We start from the raw sequence: 16,510 nt of genomic DNA, 5'->3' as shown, positions 1-16,510 counted from the left end.
AGTTATAGGGCGAGGCACTGACAACGGCCCGTCGCCGCAGGTCACAGCGGTGCGACGGCCGGGCCGGCCGGCTCAGACGTCGGCGTCCTCCGCCTCGTCGTCCTCCTCCTGCTCCTCCGCGTCCTCCGACTTCCTCGGGTCGTGCTGCTCGACGGCCGCGACGATCTTCACGGCGTCGTCCCGCAGCGTCGCCCACTCCTCCGCGTCACCCAGCAGCGGCGGGAACGTCCGCTGGGCGCCCAGACGTTCCAGGTTCGTCAGCGACTCGATGGCCCCGGTGAGCTGTTTGGCCAGCAGCTTCCGCTGGTCCTCGATGAGTTGTGCGGTGGACGGCCTGCGAACCGGGCTCGACACGGGCTGCGCCGAACCGGTCTGCTGGGCGGGCAGCACGGCCGACGGCGCCGGCGACGAGGCGACCGTGACCGCGCCCACGGCGCCCGACTGCCGCAGCGTCAGCTGGATCTTCTCCTCCGCCCGGGGCGTGTCCGAGGCGTACACCACGTCCCACGTGGTCAGCGCCCGCTCGGACCGCCCGTCGCGGGCGACGCGGTCGGGTGCGTCGAGGTCGACGGCGACGTGCTGGTACGGCGGGGTGGTGGCGCCGGCGCCGAGGCGGGGGCGGGCGCTGGTGTTGCCCGGCATGGTCCCGGACCGGAAGCGCTGGGCGGCGTGGGCGAGGAGCCACAGGCCGGCCGCGTTGTCCCGCCCGGCGAGTCCGCCGATGACGACGGAGACGTCGGCCCGGAACGGCACCTTGCCCACCTGCCGCACCGCCGCCACCGCCGATCCGACGTTCCGGGTGAGCAGCTTGTCGGCGATCAGGGCGATGCCGCCGGCGACGGCGAGGGTGCAGCGGGCGTGGACGTCACCCTTGAGGGCGGGTTCCACCAGGCTGGTGAAGTCCTCGGTGGGCACCGGGTTCCAGCCGTCGGCCAGGACGTCCGCGCAGAGCACGCCGCCGTTGCTCCAGGCGTTGCGGGCCTGGGCGAGCGCGGAGCCTTTCTCCGAGCGCCAGGGCAGGTCGATGACGGGGCCGAGGAGTCCGGCGTAGCCCTTGGTCGACATGCGGCGGTCGTTCTTGATGTCCTTGGCGCGGGTCTTCAGTTCCTCGTGCAGCGGGGGCCGGGTGAGGGCGTGCACCAGGTAGACCGCCCGCCACAGGGCGGTGCGGGGGATCCGCGGGTCGTCGAAGACGTCGGGGACGGCGGTCTCGGGGAGCCGTCCGGTGGCCAGCGCGTGCACGTCCTGGAGGAGTCTCTCCATGCCCCATTCGGCGGACCGGGTCTGGGCGACGAGTTTGAGCGCGCGGGTGGCGACCTCCACGTTCTGGGCGGCGTCGTCCCACGGTTTGAACTCGACGTGCACGGAGGCGAGGATCGAGCGCAGCGCGTCGTCGAAGACGTCCTCCACGCGCAGCGCGCTCAGCTCGTGGCCCTCGATGCCGACGGCGATGTGCGCGGGCACCAGGTAGGTCTGGGCGATGCGGACGGTGCGGTCGGTCACCGCGCCGCCGGCGCCGGCGGCGTCGATCGCGGTGGTGAACTCCTCGTGCAGGTGTCTGCGGTACTCCTCGCGGCCGAGCGCGAGGCGCTGGGTGAGCGGCTTGCGGGGCTCGTTCGCGGGCTGCCGGCGCTCGGTGAGCAGGGCGTCCGCGGCCTGCGCGGCGATCTCCTCGTTGCTGAGACCGGCGCCGCCCAGCACCTTCCAGGCGCTGGCCAGCCGGGTGATGCCGTCGCGGGCGACCAGCGCCGTCACCGGTTCGCCGCCGTCCTCGAACTCGAAGACGACGGGGTGGACGATCAGCGCCCGGGTCACCCGGCGGGCCAGGATCGACTCGGCGTAGGAGTTGCGGTGCAGGGTGACGGAGAGGGTCTGCTTGATGTGCTCCCACAGGTGGTCGCGGTCCTCGTAGCGGTAGCGCAGCAGGGCGAGCGGGCGGTCGCCGTCGGCCTCGCCGATCACCTTCGGGTCGTCGACGTCCAGCTTCTCCTGGCTGGTGCGCGGCTGGATGCCGGGGAACAGCTCGCTCAGCCACACCCGGGAGTGCACGGACCGCAGGGTGGCGCCGTCGACGTGCTCCTCCAGCAGCAGACCGGAACCGTCGCTGGTGGGCGGGCGCAGCTGGTGGGCGACGAGGGCCGGTGCGGTGCTGGCGCGGGCCACCGCGTGCCAGGCGTCCTCGGTGAGTCCGGCGAGCGGGTTGGCGGTGCCCGCGCGGACCAGTTTTGCGCGGTCGTCGACGGCGGAGGCGCCGGGCAGGGTGCGCGGGAAGTCGGAGACGACGACCGTCTCCTTGCCCCACTCCACTGTGATCGGGCGGCTGACGGGCTTCGACATGGACCCTCCGTGGTGGGTGGTTGGTGTGGAAGACTGGACGTGCGGTTCTGGCCCCGGGACTCGGGGTCCAGGTCCGGCCCGGCTGGACCCCGGCCGTGTGCTGGGGTCCAGCCCCTTTTTCCGCGCGGTGCGCCGTCAGAGCGCGCGCGGGCCGTCCGCGCCGGGCAGTACGGCGCCGAACCAGTCCCACATGAAGCGCCGGTTCTCCTGTTTGGCCACGTTCTGATGGGCGGCGTAGGCCACGATGTCGGCCGCCTGGAGCAGGTGGTTCTCGCGGGCGGGCAGGAACAGCGGGTCGCCGATGATGCGGCGGCCGTCGTCGGGCAGGCTCCGGTGGGCGCGGCGCAGGGAGTCCTCGGTGCCGTCGCCGTCCACGATGAGCACGCCGTGGTGGCCGGTGGCCGCCAGTTCCGCCTGGATCTGCCGCAGCAGGGCGGCGTACAGCCCGGGCCGGTCGTGCGCGTAGTCGTCGGTCTCCCGGTAGACGGCCCGGACCCGGACGCCGGTGAGGCGGGCGACGGTGTGCAGGCCGCGCAGGATCACCTCGCGGCTGTGCCGGCGGTGCTGTTCGCGGTCGCTGCTGCGGGCGCGGTGGACGTACCGGCCGCGGACGCCGGCCAGTTCATGGGAGTGGAGGGGCGCGGTGGCCGGTATCAGCAGTCGGGCGTCGGCGGCGAGTTCGGCGCGGAAGCCGAGCCAGGTCGCCTGGGCGTCGGCGGTGTGCGCGAGGTCGATGCCGAGGGCGGCGAAGGACACGAGCCGTCTGCCGTCGCCGGAATCGTCGACGTAGTAGAGCCGCAGCGGTGCCGCTGCCGGCGTGATGGTCATGGGGCGACCAACTCCGCGCGGAGACACACTCGGGCCGCGTCCGGCGCCATCGCCGGGCCCTTCCTGTCGGCGGCAGCGCGCCGGAGCAGGGCGCGGGGTACTCCTTCACCGCGCACCACGCCCCGTCCAGCCAACCGCAGCGGTCACCGCTCGACGGACGATCAGGCTTCGTGGGAAGCGCCACCCCCGCCAGCGGAAGCCGGTGCCGGGCCGCGCGCCCGGCGATGGCCTCCGGGACTGTTCCCGGCCCCATACGACGATGTGTCTGCACAGTGCGTTCATCGCAACGATAGCGCCCCGTGAGGCCTCCGTTGCGTCAATTGGCGGCAGTGCGACGGTAGTTCGGTATGTGCGGAGTGAGGGGCGGGCGCGGCGGTCTACTGCTTGGCGTCGACCCGGAGCGGGGGGACGGGGTCGGCGGTGCCGGCATTCGGGGCGTCGCCGGTCTTGACGGTGTCACCGGTCGTGAGGGTGTCGCCGGTCGCGAGTCCGGCCCCGGGGGCGGTTTCGGCCGCCGCGGTCGCGGCCCTGAGCGCGCGGGCCGACCGGCGCGCGGTGCGCAGCGCGTCCCAGGTGAGCAGCGACAGCGCCAGCCACACCAGCGTGAAGCCGGCCCAGCGCTCGGGCGGCATCGCCTCGGCGAAGTAGACGACGCCGATCAGGAACTGGAAGACCGGGGCCAGGTACTGGAGCAGGCCGATCGTGGACAGGGGGACGCGGATCGCGGCGGCGCCGAAGCAGATCAGCGGGAGCGCGGTGACGACACCGGTCGTGACGAGCAGCGCCGTGTGCCCCGGCCCCTCGGTCGTGAACGTCGAGTTGCCCTGCGCGGTCAGCCACAGCAGGTAGCCGAGGGCGGGCAGGAACTGCATGGCCGTCTCGGCGGCCAGCGACTCCAGGCCGCCGAGGTTGACCTTCTTCTTGACCAGGCCGTAGGTGGCGAAGGAGAAGGCGAGGCAGAGGGAGATCCACGGCGGACGGCCGTAGCCGACGGTCAGCACGCCGACGGCCGCGAGGCCGACGCCGACGGCCGCCCACTGCACGGGCCGCAGCCGTTCCTTGAGCAGCAGGACACCCATCGCGATGGTGACCAGCGGGTTGATGAAGTAGCCGAGGGAGGCCTCGACGACCCGGTCGTTGTTCACGGCCCAGATGTAGACGCCCCAGTTGACGGCGATGACCGCGGCTGCGACCGCGATGAGCGCGAGCCGGCGCGGCTGCTTCACCAGCTCGCCGATCCACTTCCACCGTCGCAGGACGAGCAGCACCGCGGCGACGACGGCGAGGGACCACACCATCCGGTGGGCGAGGACCTCGAACGGCCCGGCGGGCTTGAGGAGCGGGAAGAAGAGGGGGAACAGCCCCCACATCCCATATGCCGCGAAGCCGTTCAGCAGGCCTATGCGTTGCTCGGCCCTGGTCTTCTCGGCCACGGCGCCTCCCTCTTCCTCTTCGTGCTCAGGCCTCGACTGCACGAAGGTAACGCCGAAAGGGCCCCGCTGTCATGCCCGTATCGTCATACGGTCATGACAGCGGGACGCCGGGAGTGCCGGTCAGCCCTTGAGCGCGGCCTCGACCGCCTCGGCGAGCGGGGTGGTCGGGCGGCCGGACAGGCGGGAGAGGTCGCCGGTGGTGATCTCCAGCTCGCCCTTCTCGATGGAGGCGTCCACGCCGGCCATCAGCGCGGGCAGCGGCTCGGGCAGCCCGGCGCCGGTGAGGATCTCGGCGTACTGCTCGGTGGAGACGGCGTTGTACGCGATCTCCCGGCCGGTCTGCCGGCTCAGCTCGGCGGCGTACTCCGCGAAGCCGAACGACTGGTCGCCACCGAGTTCGTACGTGGTGTTCTCGTGCCCCTCGCCGGTCAGCACGGCGACCGCGGCGGCCGCGTAGTCGGCGCGGGACGCGGCCGAGATCCGGCCGTCACCCGCCGCCTGGACGACGGCACCGTGCGCCAGGACGGGGGCCAGGTTCTCGGTGTAGTTCTCGAAGTACCAGCCGTTGCGCAGCAGGCTGTAGGGCACGCCGGAGGCCAGCAGGACCTCCTCGGTGGCGCGGTGGTCGTCGGCGAGCCCGGCGGTCAGGCTGCCGGGGGCGCTGGTGTAGGCGAGCAGGGCGACACCGGCCGCCTTGGCGGCGTCGATGACGACGCGGTGCTGGCCGACGCGGCCCTTGTCGAACTCGTTGCCGGAGATCAGCAGCACCTTGTCGCCGGCGGAGAAGAGTCCGTCGAACGTCTCGGGGGCGTTGTAGTCCGCGACGGCCAGCCGCACGCCGCGTGCCGCGAGGTCGGCGGCCTTCGCCTCGTCCCGTACGACCGCGGTGATCCGCTCGGCGGGGACCTTCTCCAGCAACTGCCCGACGACGTGGCGGCCGAGCTTTCCGGTGGCTCCGGTGACGACGATGCTCATGATGTTTCGATCTCCTCGTGGGGGTGCGTGTGGCACTAACCCTAGGAGGTGCGCTAACCTCACGAAAGTACCCACTTTGAAGTAAGGTACTGGCATGAAGGTAAGTGGTGGGATCGACTGGAAGCTCGACGCGGACACGATGTGCCCCCAGCGGCTGGTGCTGGAGCACCTCACCAGTCGCTGGGGCGTCCTCGTTCTGATGCGCCTGCTGGAGCGTCCGTACCGGTTCAGCGAATTGCGCCGGGCCATCGGCCGGGTCAGCGAGAAGATGCTCACCCAGACCCTGCAGACCCTGGAACGCGACGGTTTCGTGCACCGGGACGCCAAGCCGGTGATCCCGCCCCGCGTCGACTACTCGCTCACCGAACTCGGCCGCGAGGCCGCCGAGCAGGTGCGGGCGCTGGCGATGTGGACCGAGCGGCGGATGGCCGAGGTGGAGGATGCCCGACGGGCATACGACGAGGCCCGGGCGTAGTCACCCGGGCCCCTGCGGTCGACGGTCGTCGGTGGGCGGTCGTCGATATGCGGTCGTCAGCCGACGACCGTCCACGTGTCGCCGCCCGCCAGCAGCGCGGCCAGGTCGCCCTTGCCGTGCTGGTCGATGGCCGCGTCGAGCTGGTCGGACATCTGGGTGTCGTAGACCGGCCGCTCCACCGAGCGGAAGACGCCGATCGGGGTGTTGTGCAGGGTGTCCGGGTCGGCGAGCCGGGACAGCGCGAACGCGGTGGTCGGGGAGGCCGCGTGGGCGTCGTGGACCAGGATGTCGGCCTCGTTCTCCGGGGTCACGGCGACGACCCTGAGATCCCCGGTGGTCGCGTCCCTGACGACACCCTTGGACAGATCGCCGCCGAATCGGATCGGCTGCCCGTGCTCCAGCCGGATCACCGCCTCCTCGGCCGACTGCTTGTCCTTAAGGGCGTCGAAGGCGCCGTCGTTGAAGATGTTGCAGTTCTGGTAGATCTCGATCAGGGCCGTGCCCGGGTGGGCGGAGGCCTGGCGCAGCACCTCGGTGAGGTGCTTGCGGTCCGAGTCGACCGTACGGGCGACGAACGAGGCCTCCGCGCCGAGTGCCAGCGACACCGGGTTGAAGGGCGCGTCCAGGGATCCCATCGGGGTCGACTTGGTGATCTTGCCGACCTCGGAGGTGGGGGAGTACTGCCCCTTCGTCAGGCCGTAGATCCGGTTGTTGAACAGCAGGATCTTGAGGTTGACGTTGCGGCGCAGCGCGTGGATCAGATGGTTGCCGCCGATGGACAGGGCGTCGCCGTCGCCGGTGACCACCCAGACGGACAGGTCGCGCCGGGAGGAGGCCAGGCCGGTGGCGATGGCCGGGGCGCGGCCGTGGATGGAGTGCATCCCGTAGGTGTTCATGTAGTACGGGAAGCGGGAGGAGCAGCCGATGCCGGAGACGAAGACGATGTTCTCGCGCGCCAGGCCGAGCTCCGGCATGAAGCCCTGCACGGCGGCGAGGATCGCGTAGTCACCGCACCCGGGGCACCAGCGCACTTCCTGATCGGACTTGAAGTCCTTCATGGACTGCTTGGCCTCGGCCTTGGGGACCAGCTTCAGTGCCTCAGTCATCGATGGCCTCCTTCAGGGCCTTGGCCAGCTGTTCGGCCTTGAACGGCATGCCGTTGACCTGGTTGTAGGAGCGGGCGTCGACCAGGTACTTCGCCCGGATCAGGGTGGCGAGCTGGCCGAGGTTCATCTCCGGCACGACGACCTTGTCGTACGCCTCGAGGACGCTGCCGAGGTTGCTCGGGAACGGGTTGAGGTGGCGCAGATGGGCCTGCGCGATCTGCGTCCCGGCCGCGCGCAGCCGGCGGACGGCCGCGGTGATCGGCCCGTAGGTGGAACCCCAGCCCAGGACCAGGGTCCGCGCGCCGTGCGGGTCGTCGACCTCCAGGTCGGGTACCTCGATGCCGTCCACCTTGGCCTGCCGGGTACGGACCATGAAGTCGTGGTTGGCGGGGTCGTACGAGATGTTGCCCGTGCCGTCCTGCTTCTCGATGCCGCCGATCCGGTGCTCCAGCCCCGGGGTGCCGGGGACCGCCCACGGGCGGGCGAGGGTCTGCGGGTCGCGCTTGTACGGCCAGAAGACCTCGGTGCCGTCCCCGAGGGTGTGGTTCGGCCCCTGGGCGAACTGCACCTGGAGGTCCGGCAGCTCGTCCAGCTCGGGGATCCGCCACGGCTCGGAGCCGTTGGCCAGGTAGCCGTCGGAGAGCAGGAAGACCGGCGTCCGGTACGTCAGCGCGATCCGGGCCGCCTCCAGCGCGGCGTCGAAGCAGTCGGCCGGGGTGCGCGGCGCGATCACGGGGACCGGCGCCTCGCCGTTGCGGCCGAACATCGCCTGGAGCAGATCCGCCTGCTCGGTCTTGGTCGGCAGACCGGTCGACGGTCCGCCGCGCTGGATGTCCACCACCAGCAGCGGCAGCTCCAGCGACACGGCGAGCCCGATCGTCTCGGACTTCAGGGCCACCCCGGGGCCACTCGTCGTCGTCACCGCCAGCGAACCGCCGAAGGCCGCCCCCAGCGCGGCGCCGATGCCGGCGATCTCGTCCTCCGCCTGGAAGGTGCGCACGCCGAAGTTCTTGTGCTTGCTCAGCTCGTGCAGGATGTCGCTGGCCGGGGTGATCGGGTACGACCCCAGGAACAGCGGCAGGTCCGCCTGCCGGGAGGCGGCGACCAGGCCGTACGACAGGGCCAGGTTCCCGGAGATGTTGCGGTAGGTGCCCACCGGGAAGGCCTTCGCCGCGGGCGCCACCTCGTAGGAGACCGCGAAGTCCTCGGTCGTCTCGCCGAAGTTCCAGCCCGCGCGGAACGCCGCGATGTTGGCCTTCGCGATGTCCGGCTTCTTGGCGAACTTGCTCCGCAGGAACTTCTCGGTGCCCTCGGTCGGCCGGTGGTACATCCACGACAGCAGGCCGAGCGCGAACATGTTCTTGCTGCGCTCTGCCTCCTTTCGGGTGAGGTCGAACTCCTTCAGGGCCTCCACGGTCAGCGTGGTGAGCGGCACCGGGTGCAGGTTGTACCCGTCCAGGGAGCCGTCCTCCAGCGGGCTGGTGGCGTAGCCGACCTTCTGCATCGCCCGCTTGGTGAACTCGTCGGTGTTGACGATGATCTCCGCACCGCGCGGCAGGTCGCCCACGTTGGCCTTCAGGGCCGCCGGGTTCATCGCGACCAGCACGTTCGGCGCGTCGCCCGGCGTCAGGATGTCGTGGTCGGCGAAGTGCAGCTGGAAAGAGGAGACACCGGGGAGCGTGCCGGCGGGGGCCCTGATCTCGGCCGGGAAGTTCGGCAACGTCGACAGGTCGTTGCCGAACGACGCGGTCTCCGAGGTGAAGCGGTCGCCGGTGAGCTGCATGCCGTCACCCGAGTCCCCCGCGAATCTGATGATCACTCGGTCGAGCCGGCGGACGTCTTTGGTCCCCGCCGGATGGCGCTGCTCTCCCACGACGGCTCCGTCGGCGTGCTCCGCTGGGCTACTGACCTGGCTCGTCACTGAACTGGACCTCCTTCGAGGCGGCTGTCGGGGAGCGGCCTTCCCCAGGCGTTCCCAGGATCAACCCTACGACCGGGAACGGCGCACGCCCTCGGAGATTCGCATGAAGAACATCCCCGCGTGCTGCCCCCCGGCACCGCCCCGCCCTGCCTGACACCTGACCGTCACCGCCCCCCACCAGGCGCTTTGCCGATCCGCTCTCCGATGTAGACGCTTCCCACACGGCATCGGGTTCACGTGTCGCGATGACCACCCAATGACTGACAGAGTGTCAGACGGGTGAAGGTTGAGGAATCCGGGAGCCCTGGAATTCAGCAGGTTCAAGAGTTCAGAAGTTCAGAAGTTCACACGTCGAGTGGTTCAGGAGTTCAGCGGTTCAGGAGTTCAGATACGTCAGCACCGCGAGCACCCGGCGGTGGTCGCCGTCGCTCGGTGACAGGCCGAGCTTCAGGAAGATGTTGCTGACGTGCTTCTCGACGGCCCCGTCGCTGACCACCAGCTGCCGCGCGATCGCGGAGTTGGTGCGCCCCTCCGCCATCAGCCCCAGGACCTCGCGCTCCCTCGGGGTGAGCCCCGCCAGCACGTCCTGCTTGCGGCTGCGGCCCAGCAGCTGGGCGACGACCTCCGGGTCCAGGGCGGTGCCGCCCCGCGCCACCCGCACCACCGCGTCCACGAACTCCCGCACCTCGGCGACCCGGTCCTTCAGCAGGTACCCGACCCCGCGGCTCGACCCGGCCAGCAGCTCGGTGGCGTACCGCTCCTCCACGTACTGCGACAGCACGAGCACGCCCAGTCCCGGATGCGCCTTCCGCAGCTGCACCGCCGCACGCACACCCTCGTCGGTGTGCGTAGGCGGCATCCGGACATCGGTGACGACCACGTCGGGCAGCGCCCCCTCGGCGTCCAGCTCGGTGATCGTCTTGATCAGCGCCTGAGCATCGGCCACCCCGGCGACCACGTCGTGCCCACGGTCCGTGAGCAACCGGGTCATCCCCTCCCTGAGCAGCACCGAATCCTCGGCGATGACCACCCGCACCCTGTCTTCCACGCCCTTGGTCCCCCAGCCGACCCGCAGTGATCCCTTACGGGTCCAGCATTCCAGCAATCCGGGCGGAATGCGGGTGGGGCGAGGAGTTTCCGGCCCGGCGGGCGGTGAGGATACGGATGTGAAGATCGCTCAGTCCCGCCAGGGCAGTTCCGCCGTGACCCTCGTGGGTCCGCCGGCCGGCGAGTCCACGACCAGGATTCCGTCCACCGCGTCGAGGCGTTCCGCGAGGCCCGCCAGACCGGAGCCCGCGGACGCGTCGGCGCCGCCCACGCCGTCGTCCACGACCTGGAGCATCAGCCGGTTCTCCGACCGCCACACGTCCACGCTCGCCGACCGCGCCCGGCTGTGCTTGCTGACGTTCTGCAGCAGTTCGGAGACGGTGAAGTAGGCGATGCCCTCGATCGCCGGGGCCGGCCGCGCCGCCAGGTCGACCTCCACCCGTACCGGCACCGTGGACCGTGAGGCGACCGCGGAGAGCGCCGCGTCGAGCCCGCGGTCGGTGAGGACCGCCGGGTGGATGCCGCGCGCCAGGTCGCGCAGCTCCCGCAGTGCCGTCTTCACCTCGCCGTGCGCCTCGTCCACCATGCGGGCCGCCGCCTGCGGATCATGCGCCAGCTTCTCCTTCGCCAGCCCCAGATCCATGGCCAGCGCCACCAGCCGGGCCTGCGCCCCGTCGTGCAGATCGCGCTCGATGCGCCGCAGATCGGCCGCGGCCGTGTCGACGACGGCTCCCCGGTCGGACTCCAGCTCCTCCACCCGCGACGCGAGGCGCGACGGCCCGAGCAGCCCGTGCACGAGCAGCCGGTCCACGGTCGTCAGGGCCCGCACGATCCACGGCGTGGCCAGCGTGAACAGCAGGCCCACCAGCGCGGTCACGGTGATCTCGAACGGGTTGTCCAGATAGACCCGGTGGGTCTCGTCGCCGTACAGCTGGAGCCCGTCCTGCCCGCCGTACATCGGGAAGACCCAGAACCACAGCGGATACGTCAGCATCGCCCAGCCGTACGCCCAGAAGGCCACCGCGACGGAGAAGGAGAACACCGCCCACGGGAAGTGCAGCACCGCGTACAGCAGGTGCCGCCACGACGTGCCGCTCTTGAGGACCGCCCCCATCCACGCCATCAGGCCGCTCTTGCGCACCCGCACCGGCTCCGGATCGGCCACCCGCATCCCGAGCAGCGCCCGCGCCCGGGTCCGCTCCAGCGCTCCCAGACCCCGGCACCCGGCGAGGCCCGCCGCCAGCACCGGAACACCGAGGAAGGTCACCAGCAGCCCGGCGCCGAGGGAGAGCATCGTGACGGCGTACGTGAAGAGCAGCACGCCGATCGGCAGGCCGAGCAGCACGTACGCGAACTCCCGCCAGCTGCGTGCCGCGAACGGCGCCCGCAGCGCGGCGGGCAGCCTCGGCTCGCGGTGACCGTACTCCCGTCCGTACCCGTACCTCTGCCCGTACTCCGTGGCCATCGGCGTCGTCCTGTCCTTCTCGTCTCGGATCGCCCTGCTGGTGTCGTGTCTCCACCCTGCTGGGCGGCGGGCGGCGGAGCCATGGAGGCCGTCGGCGTCTTGGAAGGGGGGTTTTCCCTACCTGTCCAACCTGTCCACGGGCCTGTCGGGCCTGCCATGGGCCTGTCCACCGGGCCGGTCCCGCCACGGCAGCTCGGCGGTGACCAGCGTCGGCCCGCCCTCCGGCGAGTCGACGACGAACAGTCCGTCCACGGCGCCCAGCCGCTCGGCGAGCCCCCGCATACCGGTCCCGGCGTCCAGGCGCGCGCCGCCGCGGCCGTTGTCCTGGACCTGGATCAGCAGCCGCGCCTTCGACCGCCACACCTCGACGGACGCGGAACTCGCCCCGCTGTGCTTGCTGACGTTCTGCAGCAGCTCGGAGACGGTGAAGTAGGCGATGCCCTCGATCGCCTCGGCGGGCCGCTCCGACAGGTCGACGTTCACCTTGACCGGGACGGTGCAGCGGGACGCGACCGCGGAGAGCGCCGCGTCGAGCCCGCGGTCGGTGAGGACGGCCGGGTGGATGCCGCGTGCCAGGTCGCGCAGCTCCTGGAGCGCCAGCTTCACCTCGCCGTGCGCCTCCTCGACCATCGCCGCCGCCGCGTCCGGGTCCTCCAGCAGCTTCTCCTTCGCCAGGCCCAGCCCCATCGCCAGCGCCACCAGCCGGGCCTGCGCCCCGTCGTGCAGATCGCGCTCGATGCGCCGCAGATCGGCCGCGGCCGTGTCGACGACGACCCCGCGGTCGGACTCCAGTTCGGCGATGCGCCGCTCCAGTTCGTCCGACGGCGACAGCAGCCCGCGCACCATCGCGCGGTCCGCGTTGGCGAGCCCCCGCGCTATGAACGGCAGCACCGGCCACAGCACGAACAGCGAGGTCAGCGCGATGGTGAAGGTGAGGACACCCCACGGCAGCCGGATGAAGTCGTACAGGACGGTCCGCCAGCCGACCGGGTCCTTCAGCATCATCCACAACTGGGAGAAGGCGCCCCCGCTCCCCTTGGCGCCCCGGTTGCGCAGCGGCAGCGGGCTGGGCTCGTCGATCCGCACGCCGAGCAGCGCCCGGGCCCGTGCCCGCTCCAGCTTGCCGAGCTGCCGCGCGCCCATCAGTCCGCCGGCGAGCAGCGGGAACCCGATCACGGTGACGGTCAGGACGGAGGTGGTGAGCAGCACCGTGGCGACGTAGACGAAGCCCAGCAGGGACATCGGCAGATTCGCCAGGAGATGCGCGATCTCCTTCCAGGTGTGAACGTCGAAGGCGAGACGGGCCGGTGGCGGACGGTGGTCGTCGTCGCCTTGCGAGGCCGTCACCGGGCTCGAGGGCGGGAAGCGTTCGGTCATACGGGTCAGCCTGCCGGGCGGCACGCGCTCGCGCCATGAGGTGCGCCGCCGAGGCCGGGCTGGGGAAAACCCCACCTCCGCATCTCAAGGCGTGACGACCTGCTTACCGCCTCTTTAACAGGCCCTAGACTCGCCTGCGTACAGATCGTTCGGGATCGAACAGCGTTCGAACAAGGCGCAGGATTTGTTCTAGGTTGTTCGAAGAACGTCGAGGTCACGTCGGAGTCAGGGAGCGAGGGGACGGACGTGCGGGAACCGACCGTCGAACCTGCCGTGGTCGTCGCGGCGGACTACTTCCAGTCCTATTCCGTCGTCGGACTGCTCGCCGCCATCGGCGTGCTCTTCGTCGCGGTGGCCTTCGGCGCGGGCCGGCTGCTGCGCCCCGTCGTGCCCACACCGGAGAAGCTGCTGACGTACGAGTGCGGCGTCGACCCCGTCGGCGAGGGCTGGGCCCACACCCAGGTCCGCTACTACGTCTACGCCTTCCTCTACGTGATCTTCGCGGTCGACTCGATCTTCCTGTTCCCCTGGGCGACGGTCTTCGCCGACCCCGGCTACGGGGCCGCCACGCTCGTGGAGATGTTCATCTTCCTCGGCTTCCTCGCCGTGGGCCTGCTGTACGCATACAAGAAGGGCGTCCTGGCATGGACGTGACGCCAGAAGTCAACTCGCCGGATCCTGTGCTGCTGCCCGAGCCGAAGCGCCTCGGCGCCCTCGCGCGCCTCGCCCCGGAGCCGATGAAGGTCGTCCTGAACTGGGGCCGCCGCTACTCGCTGTGGGTCTTCAACTTCGGGCTCGCCTGCTGCGCGATCGAGTTCATCGCCGCGTCGATGGCCCGCCACGACTTCATCCGCCTCGGGGTGATCCCCTTCGCCCCGGGCCCGCGCCAGGCCGACCTGATGGTGGTCTCCGGCACGGTGACGGACAAGATGGCGCCCGCCGTCAAGCGGCTGTACGAGCAGATGCCCGAGCCGAAGTACGTCATCTCCTTCGGCGCCTGCAGCAACTGCGGCGGCCCGTACTGGGACTCCTACTCCGTGACCAAGGGCGTCGACCAGATCATCCCGGTCGACGTCTACGTCCCCGGCTGCCCGCCCCGGCCCGAGGCACTGCTCCAGGGCATCCTCAAGCTCCAGGAGAAGATCGCCCGCGAGTCGCTGGGGGAGCGCTACGGCACCGAGCCGGCCCGGCCCTCCACCGCGGCGCTGCAGAGCGGGCTGGTCCGGCCGCCGGCCGCCGAGGGCACGGCCGCCGAGGGTTCGGCCTCTCCCGGGGAGGCCCGATGAGTGCCGTCGGCTGGCTGCCCGCCCCCGCCGAGGAGCTGTTCGGCACGGAGGCCACGGCCGAGGAGTCATACGAGGTCCTGACCGTCGACGTACCGCCGGCCTCCTGGACCGAGGCGCTGCGCACCGCCCGCGACCGCCTCCACTGCACCTACTTCGACTGGCTGAGCGCCGTCGACGAACCGGACACCGGCTTCCGCGTCACGGCGCACGTCGTCGCGCTGTCCCCGGTACGCCGCCTGCTGCTGCGGACGACGGTGCCGCACTCGGCCCCGACCCTCGCCTCCGCCGTCGGCGTCTACGCGGGCGCCGCCTGGCACGAGCGCGAGACCCACGAGATGTTCGGCGTCTCCTTCGACGGCCACCCCGGCCTGGACCACCTCCTGCTCCCCGAGAACTTCGAGGGGCACCCCCTGCGCAAGGACTTCGTCCTCGCCGCCCGCGTCGCCAAGGCGTGGCCGGGCGCGAAGGAGCCGGGGGAGTCCGAGCACGGCGGACCGAAGCGCCGCCAGATGCTGCCCCCGGGCGTCCCCGACCCCAACGAGTGGGGCCCCCTCAAGGGCCAGCTCCCCCCGGCCCCGGCCCGCCCCGCCCGCGGAGCCGGCCGCCCCGCGGCGGCGGGGGACCGGCCGGTACGGCGCACCCGCACGGCCGGCGAGGGATCGGCCGGCCAGACGACGCGCGCGGCTGCCGGTGCGGGCACGGACGCGGCCGCCGGTGCCGAGGCGCCTGCGACCCGCGCCGCCGGACCGCGTCGGGCGCGCAGCGCGAGCGCGGGGTCGGCATCGCAGCGCGCGGCGGCCGGGGAGACGGCGGGGACGGCCGAGGCGGCGAAGGCCGCGGAGGCCGCGGAGGCCGTAGGCACCGCGGAGGCCGCGACGGCCGCGCGGCAGGAGGGTGAGCCGACGACGCCGGCACCGACCGAGGCCCCGACGGCGCCGGCAGGCCCGCGTCGCGCCCGGAGTGCGACAGAGGGCTCGGCGAGCCAGCGCGCCACGGCGCCCGGCACCCGGCGTGCACGCAGTGCGAGCGAGGGCTCGGCCTCCCAGCGCGCGGAGGCCCCGGCACCGGAGACACCGGCGCCAGAGACCCCGGCGGCCCGCCCCGGCACCGCGCCCCGCAGCCCGGACGCGCCGTGGCACCACGCCCGCCCGGCGTTCGACGAGGAGGCCCCGGCCGAGGGCGGCACCGAGAACGCCGACAGCGCTGACGCCACTGACGACCCCGGCGAAAAGCCCGCACCCGAAAACCCCGAACCCCCCCGAACCCCCGAAGACCCCTCAGGAGGCCCGCGGTGAACGACGCCCTCGACGTCGCCCTGCGACTGCTGATCGTCTTCGGTGTCTTCCTCACCTTCCCGCTGCTGGTCGGCCAGACCGAGCACAAGGTGATGGCCCACATGCAGGGCCGCCTCGGCCCCATGTACGCCGGCGGTTTCCACGGCTGGGCCCAGCTCGTCGCCGACGGCGTGAAGTTCGCGCAGAAGGAGGACGTGGTCCCGTCCGGCGCGGACCGCCGTATCTTCCAGCTCGCCCCCGCCGTCGCCCTCCTGCCGTACCTCCTCGTCCTGCTCGCCATCCCCATCGGCCCGAGCGAGGGCGCCGTCGGCGAGGTGATCGACGCGGGCGTCTTCTTCGTGCTCGCGGTGATGGGCGTCGGCGTCCTCGGCTCCCTCATGGCCGGCTGGGCGTCCGCCAACAAGTTCTCCCTGCTCGGCGGCCTGCGCACCGCCGCCCAGCTGCTCGCCTACGAACTCCCGATGCTGCTCGCCGCCGCCTCGGTGGCCATGGCGGCCGGCACGGTCTCCCTGCCCGGCATCCTCGACGCCTTCGAGTGGTGGTGGCTGCCCTGGCAGATCGTCGGCGCGATCGTGTTCTTCGTGGCGGGTCTCGCGGAGCTCCAGCGCCCGCCGTTCGACATGCCCGTCGCCGACTCGGAGATCATCTTCGGCGCGTACACCGAGTACACCGGTCTGCGCTTCGCCCTCTTCCTGCTCGCCGAGTACGCCGGGATCGTCGTCCTGTGCGGCCTGACCACCGTCCTCTTCCTGGGCGGCTGGCACGGCCCGTGGGGCGCCGACGGCCTCGGCTGGGTCTGGACCCTCCTGAAGACGGCGGTGCTGGCCTTCATCGTGATCTGGCTCCGCGTCACCTATCCCCGTCTGCGTGAGGACCAGCTCCAGAAGCTCTCCTGGACCCTCCTCGTCCCTCTCTCCCTCGCCCAGATCGCCCTCACCGGCGTCGTGAAGGTGGTGATCCAGTAA

At 71.6% G+C, this 16,510-nt stretch carries 14 protein-coding genes; 5 read left to right on the top strand and 9 right to left on the bottom strand.

The annotated features are described in order from the left end of the window. Positions 1 to 72: 72 nt before the first annotated feature. The 4 genes from ACSU6L_RS15535 to ACSU6L_RS15520 form a co-directional block, all read right to left on the bottom strand. Entirely contained in the window at positions 73 to 2,337 is a 2,265-nt protein-coding gene (locus ACSU6L_RS15535) for a hypothetical protein (RefSeq protein WP_437057291.1), read from the bottom strand. 135 nt (positions 2,338 to 2,472) lie between these two features. Further along, positions 2,473 to 3,165 carry a DUF3800 domain-containing protein gene (locus ACSU6L_RS15530; protein WP_437057289.1) on the bottom strand — a complete coding sequence of 231 codons (693 nt, stop codon included), beginning with the start codon at positions 3,163 to 3,165 and terminating at the stop codon, positions 2,473 to 2,475. Between the two features lie 377 nt (positions 3,166 to 3,542). Continuing rightward, positions 3,543 to 4,535 carry an EamA family transporter RarD gene (rarD, locus tag ACSU6L_RS15525; RefSeq protein WP_437064909.1) on the bottom strand — a complete coding sequence of 331 codons (993 nt, stop codon included), beginning with the start codon at positions 4,533 to 4,535 and terminating at the stop codon, positions 3,543 to 3,545. A 183-nt stretch (positions 4,536 to 4,718) separates the two neighbouring features. Continuing rightward, positions 4,719 to 5,573 (bottom strand): SDR family oxidoreductase, encoded by an 855-nt coding sequence (locus ACSU6L_RS15520; RefSeq protein WP_437057287.1) that lies wholly within the window; start codon positions 5,571 to 5,573, stop codon positions 4,719 to 4,721. A gap of 94 nt (positions 5,574 to 5,667) precedes the next feature. Between ACSU6L_RS15520 and ACSU6L_RS15515 the strand changes: the two genes are divergently transcribed. Beyond that, on the top strand, positions 5,668 to 6,048 hold the full coding sequence (locus ACSU6L_RS15515) for a winged helix-turn-helix transcriptional regulator (RefSeq protein WP_437057285.1): 381 nt from the start codon (positions 5,668 to 5,670) through the stop codon (positions 6,046 to 6,048). Between the two features lie 56 nt (positions 6,049 to 6,104). Here ACSU6L_RS15515 and ACSU6L_RS15510 read toward each other — a convergent pair whose 3' ends face one another. The 5 genes from ACSU6L_RS15510 to ACSU6L_RS15490 all read right to left on the bottom strand — a co-directional run bounded on the left by ACSU6L_RS15510 (position 6,105) and on the right by ACSU6L_RS15490 (position 12,964). Next, positions 6,105 to 7,154, bottom strand: coding sequence for a 2-oxoacid:ferredoxin oxidoreductase subunit beta (locus ACSU6L_RS15510; protein ID WP_437057283.1), 1,050 nt, complete (start codon positions 7,152 to 7,154; stop codon positions 6,105 to 6,107). Continuing rightward, on the bottom strand, positions 7,147 to 9,075 hold the full coding sequence (locus ACSU6L_RS15505; protein ID WP_437057281.1) for a 2-oxoacid:acceptor oxidoreductase subunit alpha: 1,929 nt from the start codon (positions 9,073 to 9,075) through the stop codon (positions 7,147 to 7,149). The genes ACSU6L_RS15510 and ACSU6L_RS15505 overlap by 8 nt, the downstream gene beginning before the upstream one ends. Before the next feature lie 376 nt (positions 9,076 to 9,451). After that, entirely contained in the window at positions 9,452 to 10,111 is a 660-nt protein-coding gene (locus tag ACSU6L_RS15500; RefSeq protein ID WP_437064907.1) for a LuxR C-terminal-related transcriptional regulator, read from the bottom strand. Between the two features lie 141 nt (positions 10,112 to 10,252). Next, on the bottom strand, positions 10,253 to 11,587 hold the full coding sequence (locus ACSU6L_RS15495) for a sensor histidine kinase (protein ID WP_437057279.1): 1,335 nt from the start codon (positions 11,585 to 11,587) through the stop codon (positions 10,253 to 10,255). A gap of 117 nt (positions 11,588 to 11,704) precedes the next feature. Then, entirely contained in the window at positions 11,705 to 12,964 is a 1,260-nt protein-coding gene (locus ACSU6L_RS15490; protein WP_437057277.1) for a sensor histidine kinase, read from the bottom strand. A 246-nt stretch (positions 12,965 to 13,210) separates the two neighbouring features. Between ACSU6L_RS15490 and ACSU6L_RS15485 the strand changes: the two genes are divergently transcribed. From ACSU6L_RS15485 to ACSU6L_RS15470, 4 genes are read left to right on the top strand one after another with little or no spacing between them, the layout of a single operon-like run. Beyond that, positions 13,211 to 13,618 carry an NADH-quinone oxidoreductase subunit A gene (locus ACSU6L_RS15485; RefSeq protein WP_073940600.1) on the top strand — a complete coding sequence of 136 codons (408 nt, stop codon included), beginning with the start codon at positions 13,211 to 13,213 and terminating at the stop codon, positions 13,616 to 13,618. After that, on the top strand, positions 13,609 to 14,250 hold the full coding sequence (locus tag ACSU6L_RS15480) for an NADH-quinone oxidoreductase subunit B (RefSeq protein WP_437057275.1): 642 nt from the start codon (positions 13,609 to 13,611) through the stop codon (positions 14,248 to 14,250). The genes ACSU6L_RS15485 and ACSU6L_RS15480 overlap by 10 nt, the downstream gene beginning before the upstream one ends. Further along, on the top strand, positions 14,247 to 15,545 hold the full coding sequence (locus tag ACSU6L_RS15475) for an NADH-quinone oxidoreductase subunit C (RefSeq protein ID WP_437057273.1): 1,299 nt from the start codon (positions 14,247 to 14,249) through the stop codon (positions 15,543 to 15,545). Before ACSU6L_RS15480 ends, ACSU6L_RS15475 begins: the two co-directional genes overlap by 4 nt. Continuing rightward, a complete protein-coding gene (locus ACSU6L_RS15470; RefSeq protein ID WP_365506539.1) occupies positions 15,542 to 16,510 on the top strand; it encodes a complex I subunit 1/NuoH family protein in 969 nt (322 codons plus the stop codon). The genes ACSU6L_RS15475 and ACSU6L_RS15470 overlap by 4 nt, the downstream gene beginning before the upstream one ends.

The sequence above is a fragment of the Streptomyces sp. enrichment culture genome, assembly GCF_964272855.1.
Taxonomy (GTDB): domain Bacteria; phylum Actinomycetota; class Actinomycetes; order Streptomycetales; family Streptomycetaceae; genus Streptomyces.
This window is presented reverse-complemented; position numbering and strand designations above follow the sequence as displayed.